27 protein-coding genes are annotated in these 22,187 nt (G+C 51.0%); 24 read left to right on the top strand and 3 right to left on the bottom strand.

Annotated features, from left to right (window positions below; translation table 11 throughout):
• Window positions 1-25: 25 nt before the first annotated feature.
• From rpsR to K7H08_RS06365, 6 genes are all read left to right on the top strand, one after another.
• The gene (gene rpsR / locus K7H08_RS06390; protein WP_009097135.1) at window positions 26-253 is read left to right on the top strand and encodes a 30S ribosomal protein S18; all 228 of its coding nucleotides are present in this window, start codon (window positions 26-28) and stop codon (window positions 251-253) included.
• Window positions 254-265: 12 nt separating this feature from the next.
• Entirely contained in the window at window positions 266-1,117 is an 852-nt protein-coding gene (locus K7H08_RS06385; RefSeq protein WP_089039381.1) for a hypothetical protein, read from the top strand.
• 15 nt (window positions 1,118-1,132) lie between these two features.
• Window positions 1,133-1,579 carry a 50S ribosomal protein L9 gene (gene rplI / locus K7H08_RS06380; protein WP_038476968.1) on the top strand — a complete coding sequence of 149 codons (447 nt, stop codon included), beginning with the start codon at window positions 1,133-1,135 and terminating at the stop codon, window positions 1,577-1,579.
• Window positions 1,580-1,798: 219 nt separating this feature from the next.
• On the top strand, window positions 1,799-3,187 hold the full coding sequence (gene dnaB / locus K7H08_RS06375; protein ID WP_009721684.1) for a replicative DNA helicase: 1,389 nt from the start codon (window positions 1,799-1,801) through the stop codon (window positions 3,185-3,187).
• A 66-nt stretch (window positions 3,188-3,253) separates the two neighbouring features.
• A complete protein-coding gene (locus tag K7H08_RS06370) occupies window positions 3,254-3,547 on the top strand; it encodes a hypothetical protein (RefSeq protein ID WP_009721685.1) in 294 nt (97 codons plus the stop codon).
• Between the two features lie 140 nt (window positions 3,548-3,687).
• Entirely contained in the window at window positions 3,688-3,990 is a 303-nt protein-coding gene (locus K7H08_RS06365; RefSeq protein ID WP_038476962.1) for a DUF6482 family protein, read from the top strand.
• 32 nt (window positions 3,991-4,022) lie between these two features.
• Here K7H08_RS06365 and K7H08_RS06360 read toward each other — a convergent pair whose 3' ends face one another.
• A complete protein-coding gene (locus K7H08_RS06360; RefSeq protein WP_038476959.1) occupies window positions 4,023-4,421 on the bottom strand; it encodes a thiol-disulfide oxidoreductase DCC family protein in 399 nt (132 codons plus the stop codon).
• On the bottom strand, window positions 4,418-5,998 hold the full coding sequence (locus K7H08_RS06355; protein ID WP_231657488.1) for a cryptochrome/photolyase family protein: 1,581 nt from the start codon (window positions 5,996-5,998) through the stop codon (window positions 4,418-4,420). Before K7H08_RS06355 ends, K7H08_RS06360 begins: the two co-directional genes overlap by 4 nt.
• Before the next feature lie 112 nt (window positions 5,999-6,110).
• On the opposite strand from K7H08_RS06355, the gene hemH reads away from it, so the two are divergent.
• The 13 genes from hemH to rloA3 all read left to right on the top strand — a co-directional run bounded on the left by hemH (window position 6,111) and on the right by rloA3 (window position 17,622).
• Window positions 6,111-7,190 carry a ferrochelatase gene (gene hemH / locus K7H08_RS06350; protein ID WP_038476953.1) on the top strand — a complete coding sequence of 360 codons (1,080 nt, stop codon included), beginning with the start codon at window positions 6,111-6,113 and terminating at the stop codon, window positions 7,188-7,190.
• A 216-nt stretch (window positions 7,191-7,406) separates the two neighbouring features.
• The gene (locus tag K7H08_RS06345; RefSeq protein WP_038476950.1) at window positions 7,407-9,764 is read left to right on the top strand and encodes a putative monovalent cation/H+ antiporter subunit A; all 2,358 of its coding nucleotides are present in this window, start codon (window positions 7,407-7,409) and stop codon (window positions 9,762-9,764) included.
• The gene (locus K7H08_RS06340) at window positions 9,757-10,188 is read left to right on the top strand and encodes a Na+/H+ antiporter subunit B (RefSeq protein WP_038476947.1); all 432 of its coding nucleotides are present in this window, start codon (window positions 9,757-9,759) and stop codon (window positions 10,186-10,188) included. The genes K7H08_RS06345 and K7H08_RS06340 overlap by 8 nt, the downstream gene beginning before the upstream one ends.
• Before the next feature lie 18 nt (window positions 10,189-10,206).
• Window positions 10,207-10,554 (top strand): Na+/H+ antiporter subunit C, encoded by a 348-nt coding sequence (locus K7H08_RS06335; RefSeq protein WP_009721692.1) that lies wholly within the window; start codon window positions 10,207-10,209, stop codon window positions 10,552-10,554.
• Window positions 10,551-12,152, top strand: a complete 1,602-nt coding sequence (locus tag K7H08_RS06330) for a Na+/H+ antiporter subunit D (protein ID WP_231657487.1) — start codon at window positions 10,551-10,553, stop codon at window positions 12,150-12,152. The genes K7H08_RS06335 and K7H08_RS06330 overlap by 4 nt, the downstream gene beginning before the upstream one ends.
• Window positions 12,149-12,622 (top strand): Na+/H+ antiporter subunit E, encoded by a 474-nt coding sequence (locus tag K7H08_RS06325; protein ID WP_038476938.1) that lies wholly within the window; start codon window positions 12,149-12,151, stop codon window positions 12,620-12,622. Before K7H08_RS06330 ends, K7H08_RS06325 begins: the two co-directional genes overlap by 4 nt.
• Entirely contained in the window at window positions 12,622-12,891 is a 270-nt protein-coding gene (locus K7H08_RS06320) for a monovalent cation/H+ antiporter complex subunit F (RefSeq protein ID WP_120386609.1), read from the top strand. Before K7H08_RS06325 ends, K7H08_RS06320 begins: the two co-directional genes overlap by 1 nt.
• Window positions 12,884-13,288 carry a monovalent cation/H(+) antiporter subunit G gene (gene mnhG / locus K7H08_RS06315; protein WP_038476932.1) on the top strand — a complete coding sequence of 135 codons (405 nt, stop codon included), beginning with the start codon at window positions 12,884-12,886 and terminating at the stop codon, window positions 13,286-13,288. Before K7H08_RS06320 ends, mnhG begins: the two co-directional genes overlap by 8 nt.
• Window positions 13,289-13,579: 291 nt before the next feature.
• The gene (locus K7H08_RS06310; RefSeq protein WP_084183572.1) at window positions 13,580-13,765 is read left to right on the top strand and encodes a DUF2256 domain-containing protein; all 186 of its coding nucleotides are present in this window, start codon (window positions 13,580-13,582) and stop codon (window positions 13,763-13,765) included.
• On the top strand, window positions 13,749-15,170 hold the full coding sequence (locus tag K7H08_RS06305) for a DASH family cryptochrome (RefSeq protein ID WP_120386611.1): 1,422 nt from the start codon (window positions 13,749-13,751) through the stop codon (window positions 15,168-15,170). The genes K7H08_RS06310 and K7H08_RS06305 overlap by 17 nt, the downstream gene beginning before the upstream one ends.
• A 49-nt stretch (window positions 15,171-15,219) precedes the next feature.
• Window positions 15,220-15,666 carry a DUF3429 domain-containing protein gene (locus tag K7H08_RS06300; protein WP_038476927.1) on the top strand — a complete coding sequence of 149 codons (447 nt, stop codon included), beginning with the start codon at window positions 15,220-15,222 and terminating at the stop codon, window positions 15,664-15,666.
• 68 nt (window positions 15,667-15,734) lie between these two features.
• On the top strand, window positions 15,735-16,991 hold the full coding sequence (locus tag K7H08_RS06295) for a lytic murein transglycosylase (RefSeq protein ID WP_038476924.1): 1,257 nt from the start codon (window positions 15,735-15,737) through the stop codon (window positions 16,989-16,991).
• A 76-nt stretch (window positions 16,992-17,067) separates the two neighbouring features.
• Window positions 17,068-17,622 carry a retropepsin-like aspartic peptidase RloA3 gene (gene rloA3, locus K7H08_RS06290; protein WP_038476921.1) on the top strand — a complete coding sequence of 185 codons (555 nt, stop codon included), beginning with the start codon at window positions 17,068-17,070 and terminating at the stop codon, window positions 17,620-17,622.
• Between the two features lie 56 nt (window positions 17,623-17,678).
• On the opposite strand, the gene K7H08_RS06285 is transcribed toward rloA3, so the two are convergent.
• The gene (locus tag K7H08_RS06285) at window positions 17,679-18,389 is read right to left on the bottom strand and encodes a 16S rRNA (uracil(1498)-N(3))-methyltransferase (RefSeq protein ID WP_095603810.1); all 711 of its coding nucleotides are present in this window, start codon (window positions 18,387-18,389) and stop codon (window positions 17,679-17,681) included.
• Between the two features lie 134 nt (window positions 18,390-18,523).
• Here K7H08_RS06285 and phaR point away from each other — a divergent pair, with 134 nt between their 5' ends.
• The 5 genes from phaR (at window position 18,524) to K7H08_RS06260 (ending at window position 22,141) form a co-directional block, all read left to right on the top strand.
• Entirely contained in the window at window positions 18,524-18,988 is a 465-nt protein-coding gene (phaR, locus tag K7H08_RS06280; RefSeq protein ID WP_038476915.1) for a polyhydroxyalkanoate synthesis repressor PhaR, read from the top strand.
• Between the two features lie 96 nt (window positions 18,989-19,084).
• The gene (gene purD, locus K7H08_RS06275; protein WP_120386612.1) at window positions 19,085-20,371 is read left to right on the top strand and encodes a phosphoribosylamine--glycine ligase; all 1,287 of its coding nucleotides are present in this window, start codon (window positions 19,085-19,087) and stop codon (window positions 20,369-20,371) included.
• A 52-nt stretch (window positions 20,372-20,423) separates the two neighbouring features.
• Window positions 20,424-20,876 carry an acyl-CoA thioesterase gene (locus K7H08_RS06270; RefSeq protein WP_095603808.1) on the top strand — a complete coding sequence of 151 codons (453 nt, stop codon included), beginning with the start codon at window positions 20,424-20,426 and terminating at the stop codon, window positions 20,874-20,876.
• A complete protein-coding gene (locus K7H08_RS06265; RefSeq protein WP_038476906.1) occupies window positions 20,876-21,748 on the top strand; it encodes a phosphoribulokinase in 873 nt (290 codons plus the stop codon). Before K7H08_RS06270 ends, K7H08_RS06265 begins: the two co-directional genes overlap by 1 nt.
• Window positions 21,749-21,799: 51 nt before the next feature.
• Complete coding sequence (locus K7H08_RS06260) at window positions 21,800-22,141, top strand: histidine triad nucleotide-binding protein (RefSeq protein ID WP_231657486.1); 342 nt, start codon at window positions 21,800-21,802, stop codon at window positions 22,139-22,141.
• The last annotated feature ends 46 nt before the right edge of the window (window positions 22,142-22,187 follow it).

Raw genomic sequence — 22,187 nt, 5'->3', positions numbered from 1 at the left:
ACCGCACGTTTTAAGGAGCTAGTCCATGGCACGTTTTTTCCGTCGCCGTAAGTTTTGCCGCTTCACTGCTGAAGGCGTCAAGCAGATCGACTACAAAGATCTCGATACGCTGAAGGCTTACATCACCGAAACCGGCAAGATCGTTCCGAGCCGTATCACCGGCACCAAAGCACGCTATCAGCGTCAGTTGGCGACTGCTATCAAGCGTTCGCGTTACCTGGCACTGCTGCCCTACTCCGATAGCCATCAGTAAGCGTTTAACGTGATGCTGGCACTGGCGAGATGGCTCATGCGGAGCACGCCCTATGCCATTGGCGGGGCGGCGTTAGCGACGCTAGTGCCTTGGCTGTTCTGGTTAGGGGCAGCCATCGCCGCGCTAGTTACCTTACGCAAAGGTTTTGCACCTGCGCTTCCGGTAATTATCGCTGCTGCACTACCTGCGGGTTTCTGGTGGTCTCAAGGTGACGTCATTCCACTTGCTAGCGTACTGCTAGTAACGCTGATGGCGGTTATCCTGCGTGAGAGGATGCGTTGGAGTGAAGCGTTAATCGTTGGCGCATTGGCGGCAGCGGTTATGGTTCAACTCGGCATCTTTATACCGCCAGGTGGAACAGAGTTGATGCTGGAGCAACTGCGAGCAAGCTCTACTGAGATTGATCGCATGCTGACAGAATTTGCTAACCAAGGTATTGATGCACCCACGCTCGCCGCTATGGTGATCGGTGGTGTAACAGGCTTGGTGGTATTGTTGGCCGCTATTGCGTGTTTGGCTTTGGCGCGAAGCTGGCAAGCTGGGCTTTATAACCCAGGCGGCTTCCGCGAAGAGTTTCACGCACTGCGCCTATCGCCCAAAGAGCTGGCTGTTTTAGTCGTGCTTGGTGTGGGGGGTATGGTGTTGGGAGCGCACGCTCTGGCAATGCTTGGTTGGATTCCACTGCTGGTAGCTGGCATTGCGCTAGTGCATGGGTTTATTGGAATAAAGGGGATGAACGGGCTGTGGCTGGTGGCATTTTATGTGCTGCTGATCACGACCTGGCCCACGATTCTCATTGTGCTGCTGTTGGGGCTGATTGATACATTCGCGAACGTTCGCGCACGCCTTGCCCGCAGCAACTGACAAGAGGTTTACGAGATGGAAGTCATTCTGCTCGACAACATTGGTAAGCTGGGCGGCCTGGGTGACAAAGTCACTGTAAAGCCCGGTTATGGTCGTAACTATTTGGTTCCTTACGGCCTAGCCGTGCCGGCAACCAAAGATAACGTTGAAGCATTCAAAGCCCAGCGTGCTGAGCTTGAAGCCCAAGCCGCTGAGCGTAAAGCAGAAGCTGAAGCGCGTGCTGAGCAGCTTAACGACATCGAATTGTCGTTGGTTTCTAAAGCAGGCGATGAAGGCAAACTGTTCGGTTCTATCGGTCCTCGTGACTTGGCCGACGCTATTTCCTCTGCTGGCATCGAAGTTGCCAAGAGCGAAGTACGTATGCCGCAAGGTCCGATTCGCCAAACTGGCGAATACGACATCGCTCTACACCTGCATGCAGAAGTAGATGCTGTTGTTCGCGTGGTTGTTGTCGCAGAGTAAACGCTCTCGCCAACGCTGACGCCTCAAAGGGCGCGGGTCTTCCCGCGCCCTTTGTCTTTTTAATCTAAACCGTTCTAAGCGCGGTCAAAAACGTTTGAGGTGTGGGTCGAATTTTTTTGAACGTCGCTTGGCGTAGATAGGTCGCTTATGGTGGGTTTGAGATTGTCCCGCTAAGATAGTCATCGTTATTGGCTACGCTTTATGATTAAGGAGCTCACTATGCAGGACCAGCCTTCTGCTGATCAGGAAACGGCAGCGATAAAGCTGCCGCCGCACTCTCTTGAGGCGGAGCAGTCGGTGCTAGGTGGGCTAATGTTGGATAACCAAGCCTGGGACAATGTTTCGGAACGGTTGGTGGCGGATGATTTTTACCGCTATGAGCATCGCTTGGTATTCAATGTGATGATTCATTTGGCCGAATCCGGGCAGCCGCTTGACGTTATAACGCTGTCAGAGGCATTAGAAGCGCGTGATCAGTTGGATACGGTGGGTGGTTTGGCATTCTTAGCTGAGCTGGCCCGCAACACGCCTTCTGCCAGTAATATTCGTGCTTATGCGGATATCGTTCGCGAGCGGGCAACGCTGCGCAAATTAATCCGTGCGGCCAATCAAATTGCTGACGGGGCGTTTTCCCCGCAGGGCCGTCCTGCTGATGAGCTGCTTAACGAAGCTGAGCGACTAGTCTTTCAGATTGCCGAAGAGCGGCCGAAAACGGGCGGTCCTATCGGCATGAGTGAACTGCTAACCAAAGCCGTTGATCGCATTGATGAGCTGTTCAACCTAAAGGGTGAAATGACAGGGCTCTCCTCGGGGTTTCGTGACCTCGATGAAATGACTTCAGGCTTACAGCCCTCAGATTTGGTGATTATCGCGGGCCGCCCGTCAATGGGTAAAACCACTTTTGCCATGAATTTGGTGGAGCATGCGGTTATTGCTAGCGATAAGCCGGTGATGGTGTTCTCCATGGAGATGCCCGCGGAATCTCTGATGCTGCGTATGCTCTCTTCGTTGGGTCGGATTGATCAAACCCGTGTGCGTTCGGGGCAGTTGGAAGATGAAGATTGGCCGCGGCTGACATCAGCGGTCAACCTGCTCAAAGACAAGCAGTTATTTATTGATGATACTGCGGCGCTTTCGCCTAATGAAATGCGCTCACGCCTGCGCAGAGTGGTGCGTGAGCACGGCAATATGGCGCTCATCATGATTGACTATCTGCAGCTAATGCAGATTCCTGGCTTCTCTGAAAACCGTACCGGTGAGATATCGGAGATTTCCCGCTCGCTAAAAGGGCTGGCAAAAGAGTTTCAATGCCCTGTTGTAGCACTTTCACAGCTTAACCGTTCGTTGGAGCAGCGCCCCAACAAGCGTCCTGTCATGTCGGATCTGCGTGAATCCGGCGCGATTGAGCAGGATGCCGACGTCATTGCGTTTGTTTACCGAGATGAGGTGTATAACCCTGACAATCCTGACAACCAAGGGATTGCCGAGCTGATTATTGGTAAACAGCGTAACGGGCCTATCGGTACGGTACATATGGCCTTTATTGGTAAATACACACGCTTCGAAGACCTTGCGCCCGATAGCTATGGCGAAGCGTTCGGTGATTAACTTGAGCGTTAGGGGGGAGAACGTATAATGCTCCTCCCCGACCAAGCAGATAGACAGGAGTAGCAAATGGCAGGTGGTTTTAGACGTGGTAACCGTAAGCGTCTTCCTAAGCTGGAAGGCCGTGGGGAACTGCAGTCACTAGAGCGAGAAGGGCCATTTAAAGAGTGGTTGGGAATGCCTGACCTCTACCGTTACTTCCTGGTAGTGGAAGGGGAAAAATATAGCTACCAAACTGAAGATTCAGAACTACCGGTAACGGTAGGCGATAAAGTAGTTTTCCGTTACAAGGAAACTAAAGGCGGTAACTGGATAGATCGCAATTCGTTAGGTAAAGCAATCGACCCCTCTGAGTATCAATAATTCGACGAATAAGTTGACGTTTTGGTCAGGAACTCTTTTGTGATGTTGCCGTCATAGGCAGTTAGTGCCAAGGTAATAAAATTGTCATGGGGTATCGTCATGCTGTGCCCCATGATGATGAACAATCACAGGAGGGAGCCATGGAACTTAAAGAACTGAAGCAATTTGTTGCGGGTCACGATAATTTTGAAATACGCGTTATCACGCATTCGGGCAGCCGCTTTTATCAACTAGAGCTTGAAGATGTAGAGGGCGAGCGGCATATGTTGACCCAGCGCGGTAAGCCAATGCTGTTTCGCTCGCTAGATGATGTTTATCTTGAGCTAAAGCGTGCTGGGATTCACCGTGCTTACTTAGTGCAGCATGTACCCCAGGATGAAGTGATTGGACGCGATGCTCATTACAGTTCGCCGTTAACATCACGTATGCCGCTAGTGTTTTAACACTACAAGCATTGCAACATCCTATGGCGTCCTCACTTGTTTGCGTGACGCTTCTCCCACCATCGCCCTAGCCGTACACGGCGACGGGCAAAAAAACGATAGCCTGCATCCATTACTCCTCGCAGGCCTGGTAAGCAAGAAAGCCATACTAGCCACCGGTAGCCCAGTACCGCATAGAGGGCCCGGCTGGCATCCATCCCGATATACCAATTTCCTTGGCTATCTTTAACATGCAGCAGCCCCATCATGTCGTCAAATCTGCGTCCTACATCGGCTGCATTGAAATCACTGCTCTGAATATCCACTAGCGTGACACGTTCTTGATGGCGATGCTTTGCAAGCCAGGCGACTTCCACGCGGCAAAAAGGGCAGTGACCATCGTGATATAGCGTGACAGGTGACGTTGCGTGAAGCGTAGAGAAACGGCTCATTGAGTGCCCTTTGATAGATAGCCTTGTGTGTGGGAGGTCTGGCCGTAGCCTGGACTGGTGGGTAGTGAAGCAAGAAACTGTTCAGCCTGCTGACGCATCGCGTCACGCTTTTCGTCTTTCATGCGAGAGAGTGAGCCATAGATCAACTTCATGCGCGGATTGCGGTTCAGCTGTTCAGCGTTGGTTTCCAGAAAGTGCCAGTAAAGGCTGTTAAACGGACACGCCTTTGGACCTGTTACCTGTTTTGGAGAGTAGCGGCAGTGCTGGCAGTGGTCAGACATTTTGTCGATATATTTACCTGAAGCGCAGTAAGGTTTGGAGCCCATTAAGCCGCCGTCAGCGTGCAGTACCATGCCTAAGGTGTTGGGCAGCTCTACCCATTCGCAGGCATCGGCATACACCGCTAGATACCAGTCACAGAGTGCTTCAGGCTTAACACCGCACAGTAGGGCAAAGTTGCCGGTTACCATCAAACGCTGAATATGGTGGGCGTAGCTGTTATCGATGGTCATTTGAATGGCGCGCTGTAAACAGCGCATATCGGTATTGCCATCCCAGTAAAATGCTGGTAATTCTCGCTCAAAGCCAAGTCGATTCTCTCGCTTGTAAGTCGGCATTTGTGTCCAATAAAGCCCTCGAACATACTCTCGCCAACCCAGTATTTGACGAATGAATCCTTCGACTGCATTGATAGGCGCATGACCTGTTAGGTAGCGCTGCTCAGCGGCTTCACAGACTTCATGAGGTGTAAGCAGGCCGATATTGAGCGCCGCCGATAGTCTGGAGTGAAAAAGGAACGGTTCTTTATCGCTAATCGCATCTTGGTAGCGCCCAAAGTCGGCCAACCCATGGTCAAGGAAGTGGTTTAAATCCACCAGCGCCTGTCGGCGGGTGACGGGGAGGTTGAAGTTATCCAGGGATCCCATGTGTTCGCTAAAATGCTGCTTGGCATCATTGAGCGCTTCCTGGGTCAGTGCATCTTGGCGATGGGTGGGAGGCGATGGAAAGCTGAGCATTGCTTGAATCGGCTCACGGTTGTCGTGATCAAAGTTCCATTTTCCTCCAGCAGGTGTATCGCCCTCCATCAGTAGCCCAGTTCGTTTGCGCTGCTCCCGATAGAAATACTCCAGACGCAGCTGTTTACGTCCTTTAGCCCAGTTGGCAAAGTCATCAGGCGAGCTGAAAAAGCGATCATCTTCGATCACTTTCCAGGGTAGGGCGGCTGCTTGGCGCTGTTGCATGGCATCCCAAAGTCGCCATTCACCAGGTCTTGCTACACGCACTTCATGGCAACCGTACTGAGTGGCAATACGTTCAGCTTCCGTGATGAGTGACTGGGTATTGTCAGCATCATCAATGCGGCTGTAGTGAACGTTGTAGCCTTTATCGCGCAGCGCTTGAGCAAAGTGCCGCATGACGGCCATAAACAAGCCGACTTTATGTATATGGTGAGGCACATAGCGCGCTTCTTCGGCGACCTCGCAAAGAGCGATGACTGCGTCAGTTGGCGCATTGCGCAGGGTTGCCAATGAAAGCGAAAGCTGATCACCAAGGACTAACAGTAAAGGCTTCGACATGAGTTGGCCTGCAGTTATACAAATAATGTTGATAGTATAACTTTATGCCGCAACTTTGCCGAAAAGTGTTAAGATTTTGCCAACTATTTAAAGTATCCGAGGAGTTAGCGACATGGTCGATAGCGTTGTGAAAGATCAGCCGGGAGAAGGGCGCTTGGTCCATGCGCCAAGTGATCATCCTGCCGTTCCCCCTGCAAAAGTCGGCGTGGTGTTGGCTAACTTGGGCACCCCGGACGCAACCGACTATTGGTCTATGCGGCGCTACCTTAGTGAGTTTTTGTCCGATAAGCGTGTTGTTGATTACGCTAATTGGAAGTGGCAGCCGCTTTTACAACTAATTATTTTGACCAAACGTCCTTTTTCTTCTGGTAACGCTTATAAAAGTATTTGGAACAACGAGAAGAACGAGAGTCCGTTGTTAACGACGACGCGTGCCCAAACTGAAAAAATGGCTGCACGTTTGAAAGCGCTCTACGGCGATAGCGTCGAAGTTGATTTCTGTATGCGCTATGGCAATCCGTCGACTGAAAGTGTTCTCAACCGCATGAAAGAGAAGGGGTGTGAGCGGATTGTTTTCTTCCCGCTTTATCCCCAGTACGGCTCGCCTACGACCGCAACGGCAAATGATCAGGCATTTCGTACGTTGATGAAAATGAAATGGCAGCCCTATATTCGTACGGTGCCCGCTTATTTTGAGCATCCCGCCTATATTCAGGCGCTGGCGAATTCAGTTCAGGAAGCTTATGAAGGTTTTGAAACGCGTCCGACGAAACTGGTAGCAAGCTACCACGGCGTCCCCGAACGTTACTTATTAGAAGGTGACCCCTACCATTGCCAATGTCAGAAAACGACGCGTTTGATGCGTGAAAAACTGGGGCTAAGCAAAGAGGAAGTAGACACCGCCTTTCAGTCTCAGTTTGGCCCAGAAAAGTGGGTTGGCCCGCAAACCGTCGATCATGTGGCTGAACTTGCCAAGCAAGGGCACAAGCATATTGCGATTATGTCGCCTGCTTTCTCTTCCGATTGTGTTGAAACGCTGGAAGAGATCAAAGAAGAGATTCACGATAGCTTTATGGAAGCAGGAGGGGAGACGTTTAGTTATATTCCTTGCCTGAATGATCGAGACGATCACATTGATGCCCTGCTAGCGGTTGTTAACAACGAGTTGGCGGGGTGGCTGTCCGCTTCTTAATAGCGCGTTTTGTCAAAAGCCGCCAAAGTGAACTGCACCCCAAAAGTGCTCAACTAAGGCGGCTTTTTTTATGGGTGACTAGTTTTATAGAAACGTAATCAACCTTGGTATAAGGTTTGTGCATTAATAATCACATTTATTCAACGCTTAGGGCCGTTTTGGTCTTGCTACTGCCTTGGGGTTAACTGACACGTTCTTATAGGGAGAAACCACCGGATGCAATTCGCTGTATTAATGGGCTTTGTGCTGGCAGCGTCGTCGCCTATGCTCAACCGCTGGTTTGGAGAACGGACGAGCCTCGTACTGGCGCTGTTTCCTGCCTTAATGGCTATCTGGCTGTTCAGTCAGGCACCTATTGTTATGAGTGAAGGGTCACTTCTGTTGGAGTGGTCTTGGGTGCCATCCTTAGGCATTAGCCTGAGCTTCCTGCTTGATGGGCTGTCACTGTTATTTGGGCTGTTGATTACCGTTATCGGCACTTTCGTGTTGATCTATGCTGGTGGTTATCTCAAAGGCCATACGGATATTGCACGCTTTCATTTAGCGCTTGTTGCGTTTATGGCCTCTATGTTGGGGCTAGTGCTTGCCGATGGATTGCTTACGCTTTTCGTATTCTGGGAACTTACCAGCATCACCTCTTATTTGCTGATTGGCTTTAACCATACCGATATGGAGGCAAGAAAATCCGCACGTCAGGGGCTTTTTGTAACGGTTGCCGGTGGTTTGGCGCTGATGGCAGGTCTGGTGCTGTTAGGGGGGGCAAGCGGAAGCTGGTCGTTTTATGAGATTGGCCAAATGGAAAGCGATCTGCGTGAACATTCGCTTTATACCCCGATGCTCATTTGCTTGCTGCTGGGGGCATTCACAAAATCAGCCCAGTTTCCTTTTCATTTTTGGTTACCCAGCGCCATGGCGGCGCCAACGCCAGTGTCGGCATACCTCCACTCGGCCACCATGGTCAAAGCGGGTATTTACTTGCTGGCGCGCTTACACCCTGAATTGGGTGGCACAGCGCTATGGATCGGAATACTGTCGGTCGTCGGTGCGATTACCATGCTGACAGGCGCCTTCTTAGCGATTCATCACACCAATATTAAAAAGCTGTTGGCTTATTCCACCATTATGGCGCTTGGCACGCTAACTATGTTGCTGGGCATTGGTTCTGAGTACGCCATGACGGCATTTGTAACGTTCTTGCTTGCCCACTCAATGTACAAAGGGGCACTGTTTATGGTCGCCGGTATTCTGGACCATGAGACAGGCACCAAAGATGTCACCGCAATGGGCGGCTTGAGGTCTGCCATGCCAATCACTGCGGTGATTGCTTTTGTCGCGGCACTGTCGTTGGCAGGCGTGCCACCGCTATTTGGCTTCATTGGTAAAGAGCTAATGCTAGAGGCAGCGCTGGGGGCGGAGCGCTTCGATATGTTGTTAGTCCTGTTTGCTTTCCTGGCCGCTATTTTGACGATTGCAGTGGCTGCCATTATCGCCTTCCGCCCCTTCTATGGTCGGCAAATTGAAACACCCAAAACACCCCATGAAGCGCCTTTTAGTATGTTGATTGGGCCCGCTGTATTGGCGCTTGGTTCACTTGTGTTAGGGCTGGCGCCAGCCATGCTTGGTGCTGATGCGCTGCTTACGTCAGCGGCGACAGCGGTGGTAGGTGAGCCGCTGCAAGTGTCATTATCGCTTTGGTATGGCATCAATATGGCGCTGATCATGTCGATTGCCAGTCTTGGGCTAGGCTTTTTACTGTTTAAGCGCTGGGATGGTGTGCGTAGCAAGCTGGCAATGCTGGCACCAGCGATGCGGCATGGCCCCGAAGCGGGTTACGAAGGTTTAATGAACGGTATTGTGCGCTTTTCTGAATGGCAAACACGCCTGCTGCAAAACGGCTATATGCGCAACTATATTCTCGTCATGCTGGTGGTGCTGATTGCCTTGATTGGCAACTCAATACTTGTGCGCCATGCGCCTCAACTGGCGCTGACGCTGGACGTGCGCTTCCATGAGGTAATTGTCGCTGGCACCATGGTGATGGGGGCTTTGTTTGCCACTATTTCTCGTTCACGCCTTGGTGCTGTGGTATCGGTCGGCATTATGGGGTTCTCGATTGCGCTGATTTTTATTCTCTTTAGTGCACCTGATTTAGGCATTACCCAACTGTTGGTTGAGACCATGACCGTTATCTTGTTGGTCTTAGTGCTCTTCAGGCTGCCGCGTTTTTCAAACCTTTCCACAACCTTGGAGCGTATTCGTGACGGCGCAGTGGCCGCAATGATGGGAATATTGATTTTTCTACTGATTATGACCGCTTGGAGTATTAATCAGTTTGAGCCTATTTCAATGTACATGGTAGAGAACAGTGCGCCCCTGGCTTATGGTCGCAACATCGTTAACGTCATTTTGGTGGACTATCGAGCACTCGACACGTTAGGCGAGATGTTTGTGCTTGCACTTGCCGCTATAGGGGTTATCGCCATGCTTAAACTGCGCCACGGCGAAAATGAAAGCAAATCAGTAGAAGGCGAAAACGGCGAGAAAGCCAGTGTTAAGGAGCCGTACGATGGTTAAATCCGGCACCATTATTCTCAACACTGCGGCGCGGTTTTTGATGCCGCTACAACTGATGTTTTCAATTTTCCTATTGCTGCGTGGGCACGATGAGCCCGGTGGTGGATTTATTGCTGGGCTAGTAGCAGCAGGGGCTTTCACTCTCTATCTGTTTGCCTTTGGTGTCAGTGCCACCAAAGAGGTGCTGCGTATGGTCGACCCACGCGACTTAATTGGGGCAGGGCTATTGTTGGGGATGATTTCGGTGGTGCCTGCTTGGTTCATGGGCCAGCCGTTTTTAACCGCTCAGTGGTGGACTATCCCCGTGATCGATTTTAAAGCATCTACACCGCTCATTTTCGATGTAGGGGTGTACTTTGCCGTTCTTGGCTCGGTGATGGGCATGGTGATGGCGCTGATGGAGGTGGATAAGGATGAACCCTAATGCATCAGGAGGCTCCGTATGGAACCGCTAATGGCACTAGCAATTGGGCTACTCTACGCTGCCGCAATCTTTATGATGTTACGTCGCTCTATTGTGAAATTGGTGATTGGTCTACTGCTGCTGTCGAACGCTGCTAATTTGCTGATTTTCACTACCGCAGGCATGACGCGCGGCGCCCCACCATTAATACCGGAAGGTATGCTACAGCCATTAGGTGAAGTAGCCGACCCGCTGCCTCAAGCTGTTGTATTGACGGCGATTGTCATTGCATTTGGGGTGCTGGCATTTGCTGTTGTGTTAATTCGCCGCGCCTACGAAATTGTAAAAGCAGATGATCTGGACAAAATGAAGGATACCGACACGTGAGGCCTGAAGTTGCACTGCCCGTCCTATTGCCACTGCTTTCTGGCGCACTTTCATTACTTTTTTGGCGTTCTCGACCCGTTCAACGTTTCATTGCGGTAGCAGGTAATGTCGCGCTGCTACTGGTGAGTGTATGGCTGTTTGTCGCCGTGCTAGCTGATGGTTACATCACTATGCAGATGGGCAGCTGGCCAGCTCCGTTTGGGATTACGCTCATTGCCGATATGTTGAGTGCCGTTATGATTTTAATGACGGGGATCATTGGTTTGGCAATGGGGATTTATTCGCTGGCCACCACAGGGCGGGGGCATGAAAAATTTGGCTATTACCCGCTGATGCATTTGTTGTTAGCAGGTGTGGCAGGGGCCTTTTTAACCGGTGATATCTTCAATTTATATGTTTGGTTTGAGGTTATGCTGGTTGCTTCGTTTGCGCTATTGATTCTGGGCGGTGAACGGGCGCAGATGGAAGGCGCAATTAAATACGTCACGTTGAACCTGTTGGCTTCGGTGATTTTTTTAACGGCTGTGGGGCTATTGTATGGCACGGTAGGCACGCTAAACATGGCCGACATTGCGCTGCGTATGGACGAGGCTGAGCACAGCGGAATGGTCGAAGTGCTTGCCGTTATGTTTATGGTAGCTTTTGGTATTAAAGCAGCCGCTTTTCCGCTCTTTTTCTGGCTGCCTGCTTCTTATCACACGCCGCCAGTAGCGGTATCGGCGTTGTTTGCTGGTCTGCTGACAAAGGTGGGGGTGTATTCGTTGTTCCGCGTGTTCACTCTTATTTTTGACCAAACGATGGGGTATCTGCAGGACATTATGCTTTGGGGCGCTGTGTTGACGATGGTTACAGGCGTGCTTGGCGCTGCCGCTCAGTATGAGTTCCGACGGATCCTCTCATTTCACATTGTGAGCCAGATTGGCTACATGATCCTTGGTTTGGCGCTGTATACACCGCTGGCGATTGCAGGCGGTGTATTTGCTATCGTGCATAACATTATTGTTAAAACGAACCTGTTCCTAATCAGCGGTATTACCCACCGTTTGCAAGGCACTTATCAGCTTAAGAAGATGGGTGGGCTTTACCGAGAACGCCCTTGGTTAGCCGTGGCGTTTTTTATCTCAGCATTTTCGCTGGCGGGCATTCCTCCACTATCAGGTTTCTTTGCCAAGTTTGTGCTGGTTCGTGCTGGCCTGGAGGCGGAGGCGTATGTAGCAACAGGTTTTGCGTTGGCAGTAGGGCTCATGACACTTTATTCCATGGTGAAAATTTGGAATGACGTGTTTTGGAAAGCGTTGCCAGAAGAAAATAAAGTGCCCGCCTCACAAACCTCCGTCGGTGATGATGGTCGATTACTAAAACCAAGCCTGTGGATGATGTATACACCCGTCGCTGTGCTGGCCATGATGTCGTTGTTAATCGGTGTTTTCGCAGAAGCTATCATGCAGGTGATGATGCTTATTGGTGATCAGCTAATGTCCCCATCAGGTTATATTGAAGCTGTGCTGGGAGTCTCTGCTAGTGCTGAAGATGCGCTGCTTGACCGGGGTGAGTTGCAGGCGGAGATTATAGGTGACCGTGCGGAGGATGCCCCATGACTGGTGCGATTTGGAACCTTCTGCTCGGGTTAGCCTGGGTACTACTAAGTGGCGATTTTTCCGGACTTAATCTGCTGGTCGGAATGATTTTTGGCTATATTGCGTTGCTGTTAATTGAACCTCAAGTCGACGCGTTAAAAGGCTACCCCGCTCGTGTGCCACGAATTATTGGTTTTATTGGTTTTTTTATTAAGGAGTTGGTGCGGGCAAATCTGCGCGTCGCCTTCGATATATTGACCCCTCCCTGGCACATGAAGCCCGGTGTTATTGCGCTGCCTCTCTCGGCGCGCACGGAAATGGAAATTACTATCGTCGCTAACCTGATTTCGCTAACGCCTGGCACGTTGAGCCTTGATGTCTCTGACGATCGAAAGGTGCTCTATATTCACGCGATGTTTTTAGATGATGAAGAAGAGCTTCGAAATAACTTAAAAGAGATGGAGCACCGTGCATTGGAGTTATTTCGTTAATGGATACCGTTATTCTGATAAGCCAGATAATTATGGGGCTGACGCTTGTACTTACTTTCGTACGTGTCGTTCGTGGCCCTAGTTTACCTGATCGTGTTGTTGCGCTTGAATTGTTTTCCACTACCGTGGTGGGGCTGGTGGGTGTTTATGCTATTCAATCGGGTGTGGCGAGTTTCCTAGATGCGGCAATCGTGATCGCTCTGATGGGTTTTTTAGCCGCGATTGGGTTTGCACGCTTTCTGGAACGTGGAGGACCGCGAGATGATTGAATTTATCAAAGGCGCGCTATTGATAACGGGGTCAAGCTTTATGTTGCTGGCGGCTATCGGTTTGTTGCGGCTGCCGGATCTGCTGACCCGCATGCACGCGACCACTAAGGCTGCAGCGCTTGGCGTTATTTTAATTATGCTGGCATCGGCCATGCATTTTGCCGAAGTTGGTGTGGTTGCGCGCTCGTTCGCGATTATTGTGTTTATTTTAATAACGGCACCGATTGCTGCCCATGTGATTGGCAGGGCTGGTTACTTTGTTGGCTCGCGCCTCTGGAGCGGTACCGTTAAGGATGAGCTGAGACCCAATTATGACCCGCTTACTCATGAGCTTAAAAGTGGCCTAGAAACCCATGAAAATGCCAAACGGCATCCTCGCGCCACAGACCCTGATTGACCAGGACTTGCGGTGCTTTATCTCGTATCACACTCTTTTTCATAGTTATTAATTGCTGCTCCAGTACCTGTTCGAAAAGCCATCCAGCCAGGATGGCTTTTTTTATTTGCAGTGCTTTGGGGAAAAGTTGCAGAGATAAGCGTGAAAAAAATCGGGTAAACAGTAGGAAAGGGGGCTCAGGAAAAAACATGACGTTAAAAACACGCATGTTTATCTATGTACAATAGTTATACCGTGAAGGATAATGTGTCTATGTTTTTGATGCGTGCCGTGTAAGTGTTAGGCAGCGAGATGGAGTGTATGCGACGTAAGCAGGATTTACCGCAAAAATACTGTGTGCAATGCCAGCGTCCTTTTACTTGGCGGAAAAAGTGGGCGCGTTGCTGGGATGAAGTGCGCCATTGCAGTGAACGCTGCCGTCGCGAAGCTAAGCAGTCCAACGCACCAAGGAGGCAAATGCATGAGCAGCACGACTGATATTGTATGGCTTCAGGATAATTTGCGGATAGCTGATAATCCCTTGTTGAATTTTGACTCCCCTCCTGAGCAGATGCTTTGTCTCTATGTGCTAGACCAGAGATGGTTTGAAAGTTCGATTGCGGGTGATGCTTCTCCCAGGCTGGGGCCTGCTCGGATACGCTTTTTATGGCAAAGTTTGATGGAGTTACGTGGCGAGCTGCTGCAGCGTGGCAGTGATTTGCTAGTCCGCATCGGTGATCCTGCCAGCATCGTGCTAGAGACTGCTGCCATGCTTGGTGCAAGAGAAGTACGTGTGGCAGCGCATTCTGGGTATGAAGAGTCACAGCATATTGCGCGGGTCGCTGACCAGCTCCCGCCGGCCTGTCAGTTATTTTGTGCTGATAGCGGTTATTTAATTGACGAAGACGAGCTTCCCTTTGCATTGAATGAGTTGCCGCCCAGCTTTTCGGCATTTCGGCGACGTGTTGAAAAGCATTGTACGTTTTTAGCGCCCTTGCCAGCGCCAGTGACACTACCACCCTGGCCAGAATCTGCTCCCCGAGGGTTTCCCCCGCTCAAGGCAGTATGCGAAGAGAGTGCTGTCTGGCAGCCTGATAATCGCCAGGGCTTTGTATTTGTGGGAGGTGAGTCGGCGGCTAGTGATCGTTTACAACAGTATCTCTGGCGGCAAAACGGCGCGGAATCTTACAAGAAAACCCGCAATGGCTTATTGGGGGCTAATTTTTCCACACGTTTTTCACCGTGGCTGGCGCGAGGTTGTTTATCCGCTCGCCAAGCGTACCAAGAAGTAAAAAACTGGGAGGCCGTTCACGGAAGCTGTGAATCAAGTTATTGGATTATTTTTGAATTAATGTGGCGAGATTATTTCCATCGAGCGGCTCAACTGGAAGGTGCTGCATTATTTGGTCATGAAGAGTTACCGCCCGCTAACAGTGCTTTTGATGCGTGGCGCAACGCTACAACCGGCGTGCCATTTATAGACGCTGCCATGCTAGAACTGAAAGTTACCGGGTGGATATCTAATCGAGCACGCCAAAATGTCGCCAGTTTTCTAGTGAAAGATCTAAACGTCGATTGGCGCCTTGGTGCATCGTGGTTTGAGCGCTGCCTGATTGATTACGATGTGGCGAGTAACTGGGGCAACTGGCGTTATATTGCCGGTGTTGGTCGTGATCCCCGCCAAGACCGTTACTTTAATGTGCTGAAGCAAGCAGGGCATTATGATCCAAACGGGCTTTACGTTGCCTATTGGCTGCCTGAGCTGGATTCGCTTCCGTTAGGAATGGAGCGACACCAACCCTGGCGAGTAGCGTCTTCTAAGTTTGATGCACCTTGCGTAGAGCCCGCTGAGTGGGAGCGTTGGCTAGTGGCTAAAACAGAGCTTCAAGAAACGGATGAGTAAGATTTCACTCAAACACGGACGATAGAGCCCAAAAGATAGGTTGTGCAATATGAGTGAGATAAGTAGTGACCGCCGCGTTGCTTGGTTTCTAGGCCTTGCGGGTTTAGTACCCTTTATTGCTGGAGGGCTCCTAGCCTGGTGGGCACCTCCTGTATGGCAGGTAACGGCGGTATACGCGTTTAGCTATTACAGTGCAGTTATTCTGTCTTTTTTGGGTGGCGTTCATTGGGGGAGTGCTCTTCAAGTGCCTCGCCCAGGTAATACCCGACGTTTGATCATTGCAATGGTGCCCAGCTTAATCGCTTGGCCTGCGTTAATGTTCAACGTCATGACTGGGCTATGGGTATTACTGGCAGGATTTGTTCTAATCGGTGGCTATGATATCAGCCGTGATGGCCGAGAAGGATTTCCACGTTGGTATCTTAAGCTTCGTTGTGTACTGACTTGCGTCGTGGTGGTGTTTCATCTGATTGTTTTGCTGCGGCTAGGTAGGTAGGGCTAGTATCTAAGCTATTTCTGAGCCATTATCGGACGCACGCCAAGGATTGCCAAGAGATTAATGCTATGTCTTTGAAAGTTAAAGGTTCAGTGAGTATTCGCCCTGCATTGTATTTATCGTTTGCACTCGCAGCAGGCAGTGGGGCATTAAGCACAAATGCAGTCGCTAATCAGCAACTGATGAGCGAGGTGGATGCACAGGCGGCAGAACAAGTTAGCTATGCCAACTTTAACCAGTGGTTGGCTGATTTTCGTCGCTATGCTGCTCAGCAGGGTATCAGTGAGGCAACCCTTGCCTCTGCTTTCGATGGTCTTCGCTATCGTGAACGCGTCATTGAGCTTGATCAGTATCAGCCAGAGTTTGTTCGTCCCATTTGGCAATACCTAGACACAGCGGTTTCCAGCACACGGATTAATAACGGTCTAGAGAAGCTTGCGGCTCACCGTGATACCGCGCAACAAATGCAGCAGCGTTATGGTGTTCCCGCGGAAGTCATCGTCGCTATTTGGGGTATCGAAAGTAACTACGGCAGTAATTTTGGTGACTTCTCGACACTTGAGTCACTGGCAACACTTGCCTACGACGGTCGTCGGCGTGATTTCGCACGAGGTGAGCTGTTAGCTGCGTTACGTATTATCGACCAAGGTGATATTGCTGCCGATCAAATGAAAGGCTCTTGGGCTGGTGCCATGGGGCACACGCAGTTTATACCTAGCAGTTTTGAAGCCTATGCCGTGGATGGCGACAATGACGGCCGCCGAGACATTTGGGGCAGTATTCCTGATGTTATGGCTTCTACGGCTAACTACCTTGCGAGGGCAGGGTGGCAAGCTGGTCAGCCTTGGGGCGTTGAAGTGAACTTGCCTGACTCCTTCGATTACTCACAAACGCAACGTCGTAGCAGTGCTGAATGGGCAGCACAAGGCGTTCGCGCATTGAGTGGTGAGCTGCCCGCGTTCGATAGCGCTGCGGTCATTGTCCCAGCAGGAGCAAATGGCCCAGCATTTTTAGTAGGGCCTAATTTTCGGGCAATTTTGCGCTATAACAACGCAACTAGTTATGCGTTAGCCGTGTCTACCTTGGCGGATGCTATTGCGGGGCGTGACGGCATAGCCCAGTCCTGGCCCAGAGATCAGGCACCACTGACACGTGATGATGTGCGTACCCTACAGCAACGCCTAAATAGTGCTGGATATTCGGTGGGTACTGCGGACGGCATCATGGGGCCTAATACGCGTGAGGGCCTACGTGCTTTTCAGCGTGACCAAGGGCTTACGCCCGATGGTTTTGCCACTCAGGCGCTGTTAGAACGGCTGCGTTAATGTTTCGTTTCGATGAGTCTCTTTAGCGAGTCAAATGTCTCACGCTAGGCAAACTTCTCACCAAGGACGAAAGCTAATGGGAAAAACTTTTTTAGGTGTGCTGGCTGCCAGTGTAATGGTCAGTACATTGTCAGTGAGCACAGCCATCCAAGCAGAAGATAAAGTGTTTGGTTGGGTTGAAAATGCCTCAATTGAACCGTGGGGTATCGCTGTAAAAGCGAAGCTAGACAGTGGCGCGCTAACCTCTTCGTTAGACGCGCGTAATATTGAGATGTTCGAGAAAGACGGGGAGGAGTGGGTTCGCTTCCGCCTGAAGCTCGAAGATCAGGAAAGCGGTGAAACGTTTAGCGATCGAATTGAGCGTCCCCTCTATCGAGAGTTAGCGGTGCGTGGCGCAGGTGGCCGTGATGAACGTCCAGTGGTGCTAATGGATGTTTGCATGGGCAATACGGTATATGAAGAGCAGTTTAGTCTGCGAGATCGTGAAGAGATGATCTACCCACTGCTCTTGGGGCGTCGCACAATTAGCCACCTAGGGTTATTAGATGTGCGCGATACCTTCCTTCAAGACCCTGAATGTGGGGACGATGCGGCCTATGTTCCCCACGACCCAGAAGATGAGCAGTCCTGATCAGGGCTCTCTGAGCATATCAGTCTCGTTATGCTGCATACGGGGCTAATCAGCGATTAAAAAAGTCGTGATAAAAGCGCGGTCACGGCAGTTTCTACCCGTAAGATGCGAGGGCCTAGGTGCATGCCCTCGCAGCCTGCCTCAAGTAGTTTTTCAACTTCCCATGGTATAAAGCCGCCTTCCGGCCCAACGAAAAGCAGTACTTCTCCATCAATATTTCGTGGGCAGGCATTCGGCATGCCAGGGTGTGCCACCAGCCCGCGTCGATCTTTGAGTAGCTCGGACAGTTGTTCTTCTAAAAAGGGGCGAAAGCCTTTGCACAACGTCACATTAGGCAACTGTGTGTCTCGCGCTTGTTCCAGGCCAAGCACTAAGTGGTGATGAATTTTTTCTGTACGGAGTTCTGGGGACTGCCAGTAGCTTTTTTCCACCCGTTTACTGTGTAGCAGTGTAATATTTTTTACGCCAAGAGCCGTGACATGCTCTAAGGTACGTGCCAGCATTCTGGGGCGAGGAAGCGCTAATACTAAGTGTACTGGTAGGGGCGGCGGGGGAGGCTCATTCAGGTTGTCCAGCGTAAAGGTTGCCTGAGTATCGAGCAGTTCAGTTAACTGCGCTTTCCCCATCTTGCCACCCTGTAGGCCGACTGTGTAGTAGTCCCCTACACAAGCGCGGTGCACCTCGCGTAAATGGGTGATACGTCGTGTGTCAGTAAGGTAAGCATAAGCTCCCTTCACTTCGCTCGGATCAAGCAGAATAAGATTCATGATTGTCGTCTATTGGTCATAAGGAAGACACGCCTAACGGTACTAATCCGTTAAGCTGGCTTGCATAGGCGCATGTTGCAGGCACAATAGCAGCAACGGCGACAAAGCCTCTACCGCGTTTAAGGAGATGCGCTGTGCGCGTAATTCGCAAATATGCCAACCGTAGGTTGTACGATACTCAACAAAGTCGTTACGTGACGCTTGAGGATCTGCGGCGTTTGATTATTGAAGAAGAACCCTTCCGCGTCGAGGATGCAAAAAGCGGTGAAGACCTGACGCGGACCATTTTGCTGTCGATCATTATCGAGCAAGAGCAGGCTGATAGTGAAGCCGAAGTTTTCTCAAATGACCTGCTGGCTCAGTTGATCCGTGTGTACGATATGTCATCGCCTTTACCGCTAGCACGTTATTTAGAGCAAGGCACCCAGCTCATGCTGGAACAGCAAAAGCGCATGCAAAGCCAGTGGCAACAAGCGATACGCCACTCTCCTATGGAGTTCATGCGTGAGCTGGCCGAAGAAAATATGCGTTTTTGGCAAAAAACGCTTAATCAGCCTAATCAAACAGACGATGACGATACGCCGGATAAAAGCTCCTGACGCCGCTGGTTGAGTCGTTGTGGCATAATATGCCGATTAACGTAGTTACGCTTTCAGCTAATCTCAGCTAGGCACTCCCGTTTGAGAAGGATGATGATGAACGTTTTAATGATAGGTGGCGGTGGTCGCGAGCATGCACTGGCGTGGAAACTAGCGCAGTCTAGTGACGTCGAGCAGGTGTTTGTAGCACCAGGTAATGCAGGTACTGCCACTGAGCCTAAATTGATCAACGTAGCTATTGAAGCAACAGATTTAGACGCGTTGGTGGCGTTTGCCCAGCGCGAGCAGGTAGCGCTAACAGTCGTAGGGCCAGAAGCGCCGTTAGTTGAAGGGGTGGTTGATCGTTTTCAGGCGGCTGGCCTGACAATTTTTGGGCCTTCACAACGCGCCGCACAGTTGGAAGGCTCTAAGTCGTTTACTAAAGATTTTCTGGCACGCCACCAGATTCCTTCTGCCGCGTATCAAACCTTTACAGCGGTAGAGCCAGCCTTGGCTTACTTAGCTGAGATGGGCGCGCCTATTGTCATCAAAGCTGATGGCTTGGCGGCGGGTAAGGGTGTCATTGTAGCGATGAGTGAAGCCGAAGCTGAAGCGGCTATTCGCGATATGTTAGAGGCGAATGCATTTGGCGATGCGGGTGCGCGCGTTGTTATCGAAGAATTTCTGGAAGGCGAAGAAGCCAGCTTTATCGTCATGGTTGATGGTGAGAATGTGGTGCCGATGGCCACTAGCCAAGACCATAAGCGTGCCTATGACGGCGATACCGGCCCCAATACAGGCGGCATGGGAGCTTACTCTCCGGCGCCGGTGGTAACCCCAGAGATCGACGAGCGCATCATGGAGCAGGTTATACTTCCCACCGTGCGGGGCATGGCGGAAGAGGGGAATGCATATACCGGCTTCTTATATGCGGGCCTAATGATTGATGCTGAAGGCAACCCAAAAGTAATCGAATATAACTGCCGTTTTGGTGACCCCGAAACTCAGCCAATCATGATGCGGTTAACGTCAGATTTAGCCGCGCTTTGCTTGGCTGGCGCTAAGGGCGAGCTTGCCGATAAGCAGTGTGAGTGGGACTCCCGCGCAGCCGTGGGTGTTGTGATAGCGGCAGGTGGCTATCCCGGCAGTTACCGCAAAGGCGATGTCATTCATGGCTTGGAGCAGGCAGGCCAGGCGCAGTGCAAAGTATTCCATGCAGGCACTACTCAGGCTGCTGACGGCAGTATCGTAACCGCAGGCGGGCGAGTGCTATGCGTAACCGCATTAGGCAACACAGTATCTGCTGCTCAACAGCAAGCATACCAGGGGGTTAAAGCGATTCACTGGGAGGGTGCTGAATTCCGCCGTGATATCGCATTCCGTGCTATCGCCCGAGAAAAATAGCGATCAGCGATGATCTCGCCGGAGCTAAACCACCACTGACAAGGAGCTAAGCATGGAGCGTGTCACGCTAGATTTCCCCACGGCAGCGATTATTCATCGGCATCCTTTAACGGTGCGCGTCACGGATATGAATTACGGTCGCCACTTGGGGCATGACGCTTTAGTATCGCTGCTACATGAAGCTCGCGTGCATGCGTTCGCTGCGCTAGGTTTGCCTGAGTGGGATATGAAAGGCTACCCGAGCATTGTTGCTGACCTAGCCGTTCAATACCAGAGTGAGGCGCGCTGGCCAGATGCTTTGGTAATTGAAACCGCTGTCCCTGAGCCACAAGGCAAAGCGTTGACGGTTTATCAGCGCATTTGTCATGCAGAAACCGATAAGGTGGTGGCAACTGCTCGGGTTAACCAGCTTCTTTTAGACCTTTCTTCTGGGCGGCCTGTCAAAGTGCCTGATGAAGTTGCGCAGGCGATTGCTCGCGCGACTGCTCAGGAGAGAGGTGCTTAATGTCGCGGGAATATCCAATCATTGCCATCACGGGCTCTTCAGGCGCGGGTACTACGACGGTGCGTCGCAGCTTTGAGCGCATGTTCCTGCGTGAAGATGTGCACGCTGCCATGGTGGACGGCGATGCCTTTCACCGCTATACCCGTGATGATCTCCAGCGGATTTTTCGTGACGAGCCCGAACGCAAAGATGAGCTTTCTCACTTTGCAGTAGAAGCTAATCTGCTTGATCGGCTTGAAGGGCTTTTTGTTGAGTACGGTGAGCATGGAGCGGGTACGTTCCGTCACTACATTCATGCAGAAGATAAGCAAAAAATTGAGGCAGGTTATAGGGTAGGGACGTTCACTGAGTGGCAGTCACTGCCTTGTGGTACTGATCTGCTCTTTTACGAAGGACTGCATGGCGGCTTGGTGACACAAGAGTATGATATTGCTCGTCACGTAGATTTGTTAGTCGGCGTTGCACCGACCATGAATCTTGAATGGATTCAAAAAATTGATCGTGATACCAAGCTGCGCGGTTATTCCCAGGAAGCGGTCATCGATACCATATTAGGGCGCATGGATGATTACGTGCGCTACATTCAGCCGCAGTTCTCGCGTACCCATATTAATTTCCAGCGTGTGCCCACTGTCGATACGTCGAACCCCTTTGAGGTTCAGGATATTCCGACCGATGCAGAATCGTTTGTGGTGATTCGCTTTAGGGATCCCTCAACGGTGGATTTTCCTTGGCTATTGGCGATGATCAAAGATTCATTTATGACACGCCCGCACACGTTAGTGGTGCCTGGGGCGCGTATGTCGTTAGCGATGGAGCTGATTTTAGCGCCGCTGGTTCGCCATTTGCTGTCTCAGCGCCGTTTTCGCTAAGGCTGTTTTCGCTCGTTAGTTTTCGCCACTTACAAAAATGAAGGAGGCCGTATGGATTGCCTGTTTTGCAAAATCATAAACCGCGAAATTCCCGCAGATATCGTGTTTGAAGATGAGCATGTGCTAGCGTTCAATGACATTAGTCCTCAGGCGCCAACGCATCAGTTGATTATTCCTAAAAAGCATATTGCTACGCTTAACGATATTGCCCCTGAAGACCTAACCTTGGTTGGGCGTTTGCAGCACACTGCCGCACAGCTGGCCAAGCAACAAGGCTTCGCGGAAGATGGATATCGTGTTGTGATGAATTGCAATGAAATGGGTGGTCAGACGGTTTACCACATCCATATGCATTTATTGGGAGGTCGGCAGTTTACTTGGCCGGCAGGCTGATAGCAGGTTCTGTTTATTTTATAGCCCAACAAAAGTAAAAAGCCCC

The organism is Halomonas sp. IOP_6 (genome assembly GCF_021151565.1).
GTDB classification, from domain to species: domain Bacteria; phylum Pseudomonadota; class Gammaproteobacteria; order Pseudomonadales; family Halomonadaceae; genus Vreelandella; species Vreelandella alkaliphila.
The sequence above is the reverse complement of the archived record's forward strand: the minus strand, read 5'-3'. Positions and strand labels throughout refer to the sequence as shown.

Coding starts and splice junctions, on each gene's coding strand:
- rpsR (WP_009097135.1), top strand. CDS start 26: ATGGCACGTTTTTTCCGTCGCCGTAAGTTTTGCCGCTTCACTGCTGAA.
- K7H08_RS06385 (WP_089039381.1), top strand. CDS start 266: ATGCTGGCACTGGCGAGATGGCTCATGCGGAGCACGCCCTATGCCATT.
- rplI (WP_038476968.1), top strand. CDS start 1,133: ATGGAAGTCATTCTGCTCGACAACATTGGTAAGCTGGGCGGCCTGGGT.
- dnaB (WP_009721684.1), top strand. CDS start 1,799: ATGCAGGACCAGCCTTCTGCTGATCAGGAAACGGCAGCGATAAAGCTG.
- K7H08_RS06370 (WP_009721685.1), top strand. CDS start 3,254: ATGGCAGGTGGTTTTAGACGTGGTAACCGTAAGCGTCTTCCTAAGCTG.
- K7H08_RS06365 (WP_038476962.1), top strand. CDS start 3,688: ATGGAACTTAAAGAACTGAAGCAATTTGTTGCGGGTCACGATAATTTT.
- K7H08_RS06360 (WP_038476959.1), bottom strand. CDS start 4,421: ATGAGCCGTTTCTCTACGCTTCACGCAACGTCACCTGTCACGCTATAT.
- K7H08_RS06355 (WP_231657488.1), bottom strand. CDS start 5,998: ATGTCGAAGCCTTTACTGTTAGTCCTTGGTGATCAGCTTTCGCTTTCA.
- hemH (WP_038476953.1), top strand. CDS start 6,111: ATGGTCGATAGCGTTGTGAAAGATCAGCCGGGAGAAGGGCGCTTGGTC.
- K7H08_RS06345 (WP_038476950.1), top strand. CDS start 7,407: ATGCAATTCGCTGTATTAATGGGCTTTGTGCTGGCAGCGTCGTCGCCT.
- K7H08_RS06340 (WP_038476947.1), top strand. CDS start 9,757: ATGGTTAAATCCGGCACCATTATTCTCAACACTGCGGCGCGGTTTTTG.
- K7H08_RS06335 (WP_009721692.1), top strand. CDS start 10,207: ATGGAACCGCTAATGGCACTAGCAATTGGGCTACTCTACGCTGCCGCA.
- K7H08_RS06325 (WP_038476938.1), top strand. CDS start 12,149: ATGACTGGTGCGATTTGGAACCTTCTGCTCGGGTTAGCCTGGGTACTA.
- K7H08_RS06320 (WP_120386609.1), top strand. CDS start 12,622: ATGGATACCGTTATTCTGATAAGCCAGATAATTATGGGGCTGACGCTT.
- mnhG (WP_038476932.1), top strand. CDS start 12,884: ATGATTGAATTTATCAAAGGCGCGCTATTGATAACGGGGTCAAGCTTT.
- K7H08_RS06310 (WP_084183572.1), top strand. CDS start 13,580: ATGGAGTGTATGCGACGTAAGCAGGATTTACCGCAAAAATACTGTGTG.
- K7H08_RS06305 (WP_120386611.1), top strand. CDS start 13,749: ATGAGCAGCACGACTGATATTGTATGGCTTCAGGATAATTTGCGGATA.
- K7H08_RS06300 (WP_038476927.1), top strand. CDS start 15,220: ATGAGTGAGATAAGTAGTGACCGCCGCGTTGCTTGGTTTCTAGGCCTT.
- K7H08_RS06295 (WP_038476924.1), top strand. CDS start 15,735: ATGTCTTTGAAAGTTAAAGGTTCAGTGAGTATTCGCCCTGCATTGTAT.
- rloA3 (WP_038476921.1), top strand. CDS start 17,068: ATGGGAAAAACTTTTTTAGGTGTGCTGGCTGCCAGTGTAATGGTCAGT.
- K7H08_RS06285 (WP_095603810.1), bottom strand. CDS start 18,389: ATGAATCTTATTCTGCTTGATCCGAGCGAAGTGAAGGGAGCTTATGCT.
- purD (WP_120386612.1), top strand. CDS start 19,085: ATGAACGTTTTAATGATAGGTGGCGGTGGTCGCGAGCATGCACTGGCG.
- K7H08_RS06270 (WP_095603808.1), top strand. CDS start 20,424: ATGGAGCGTGTCACGCTAGATTTCCCCACGGCAGCGATTATTCATCGG.
- K7H08_RS06265 (WP_038476906.1), top strand. CDS start 20,876: ATGTCGCGGGAATATCCAATCATTGCCATCACGGGCTCTTCAGGCGCG.
- K7H08_RS06260 (WP_231657486.1), top strand. CDS start 21,800: ATGGATTGCCTGTTTTGCAAAATCATAAACCGCGAAATTCCCGCAGAT.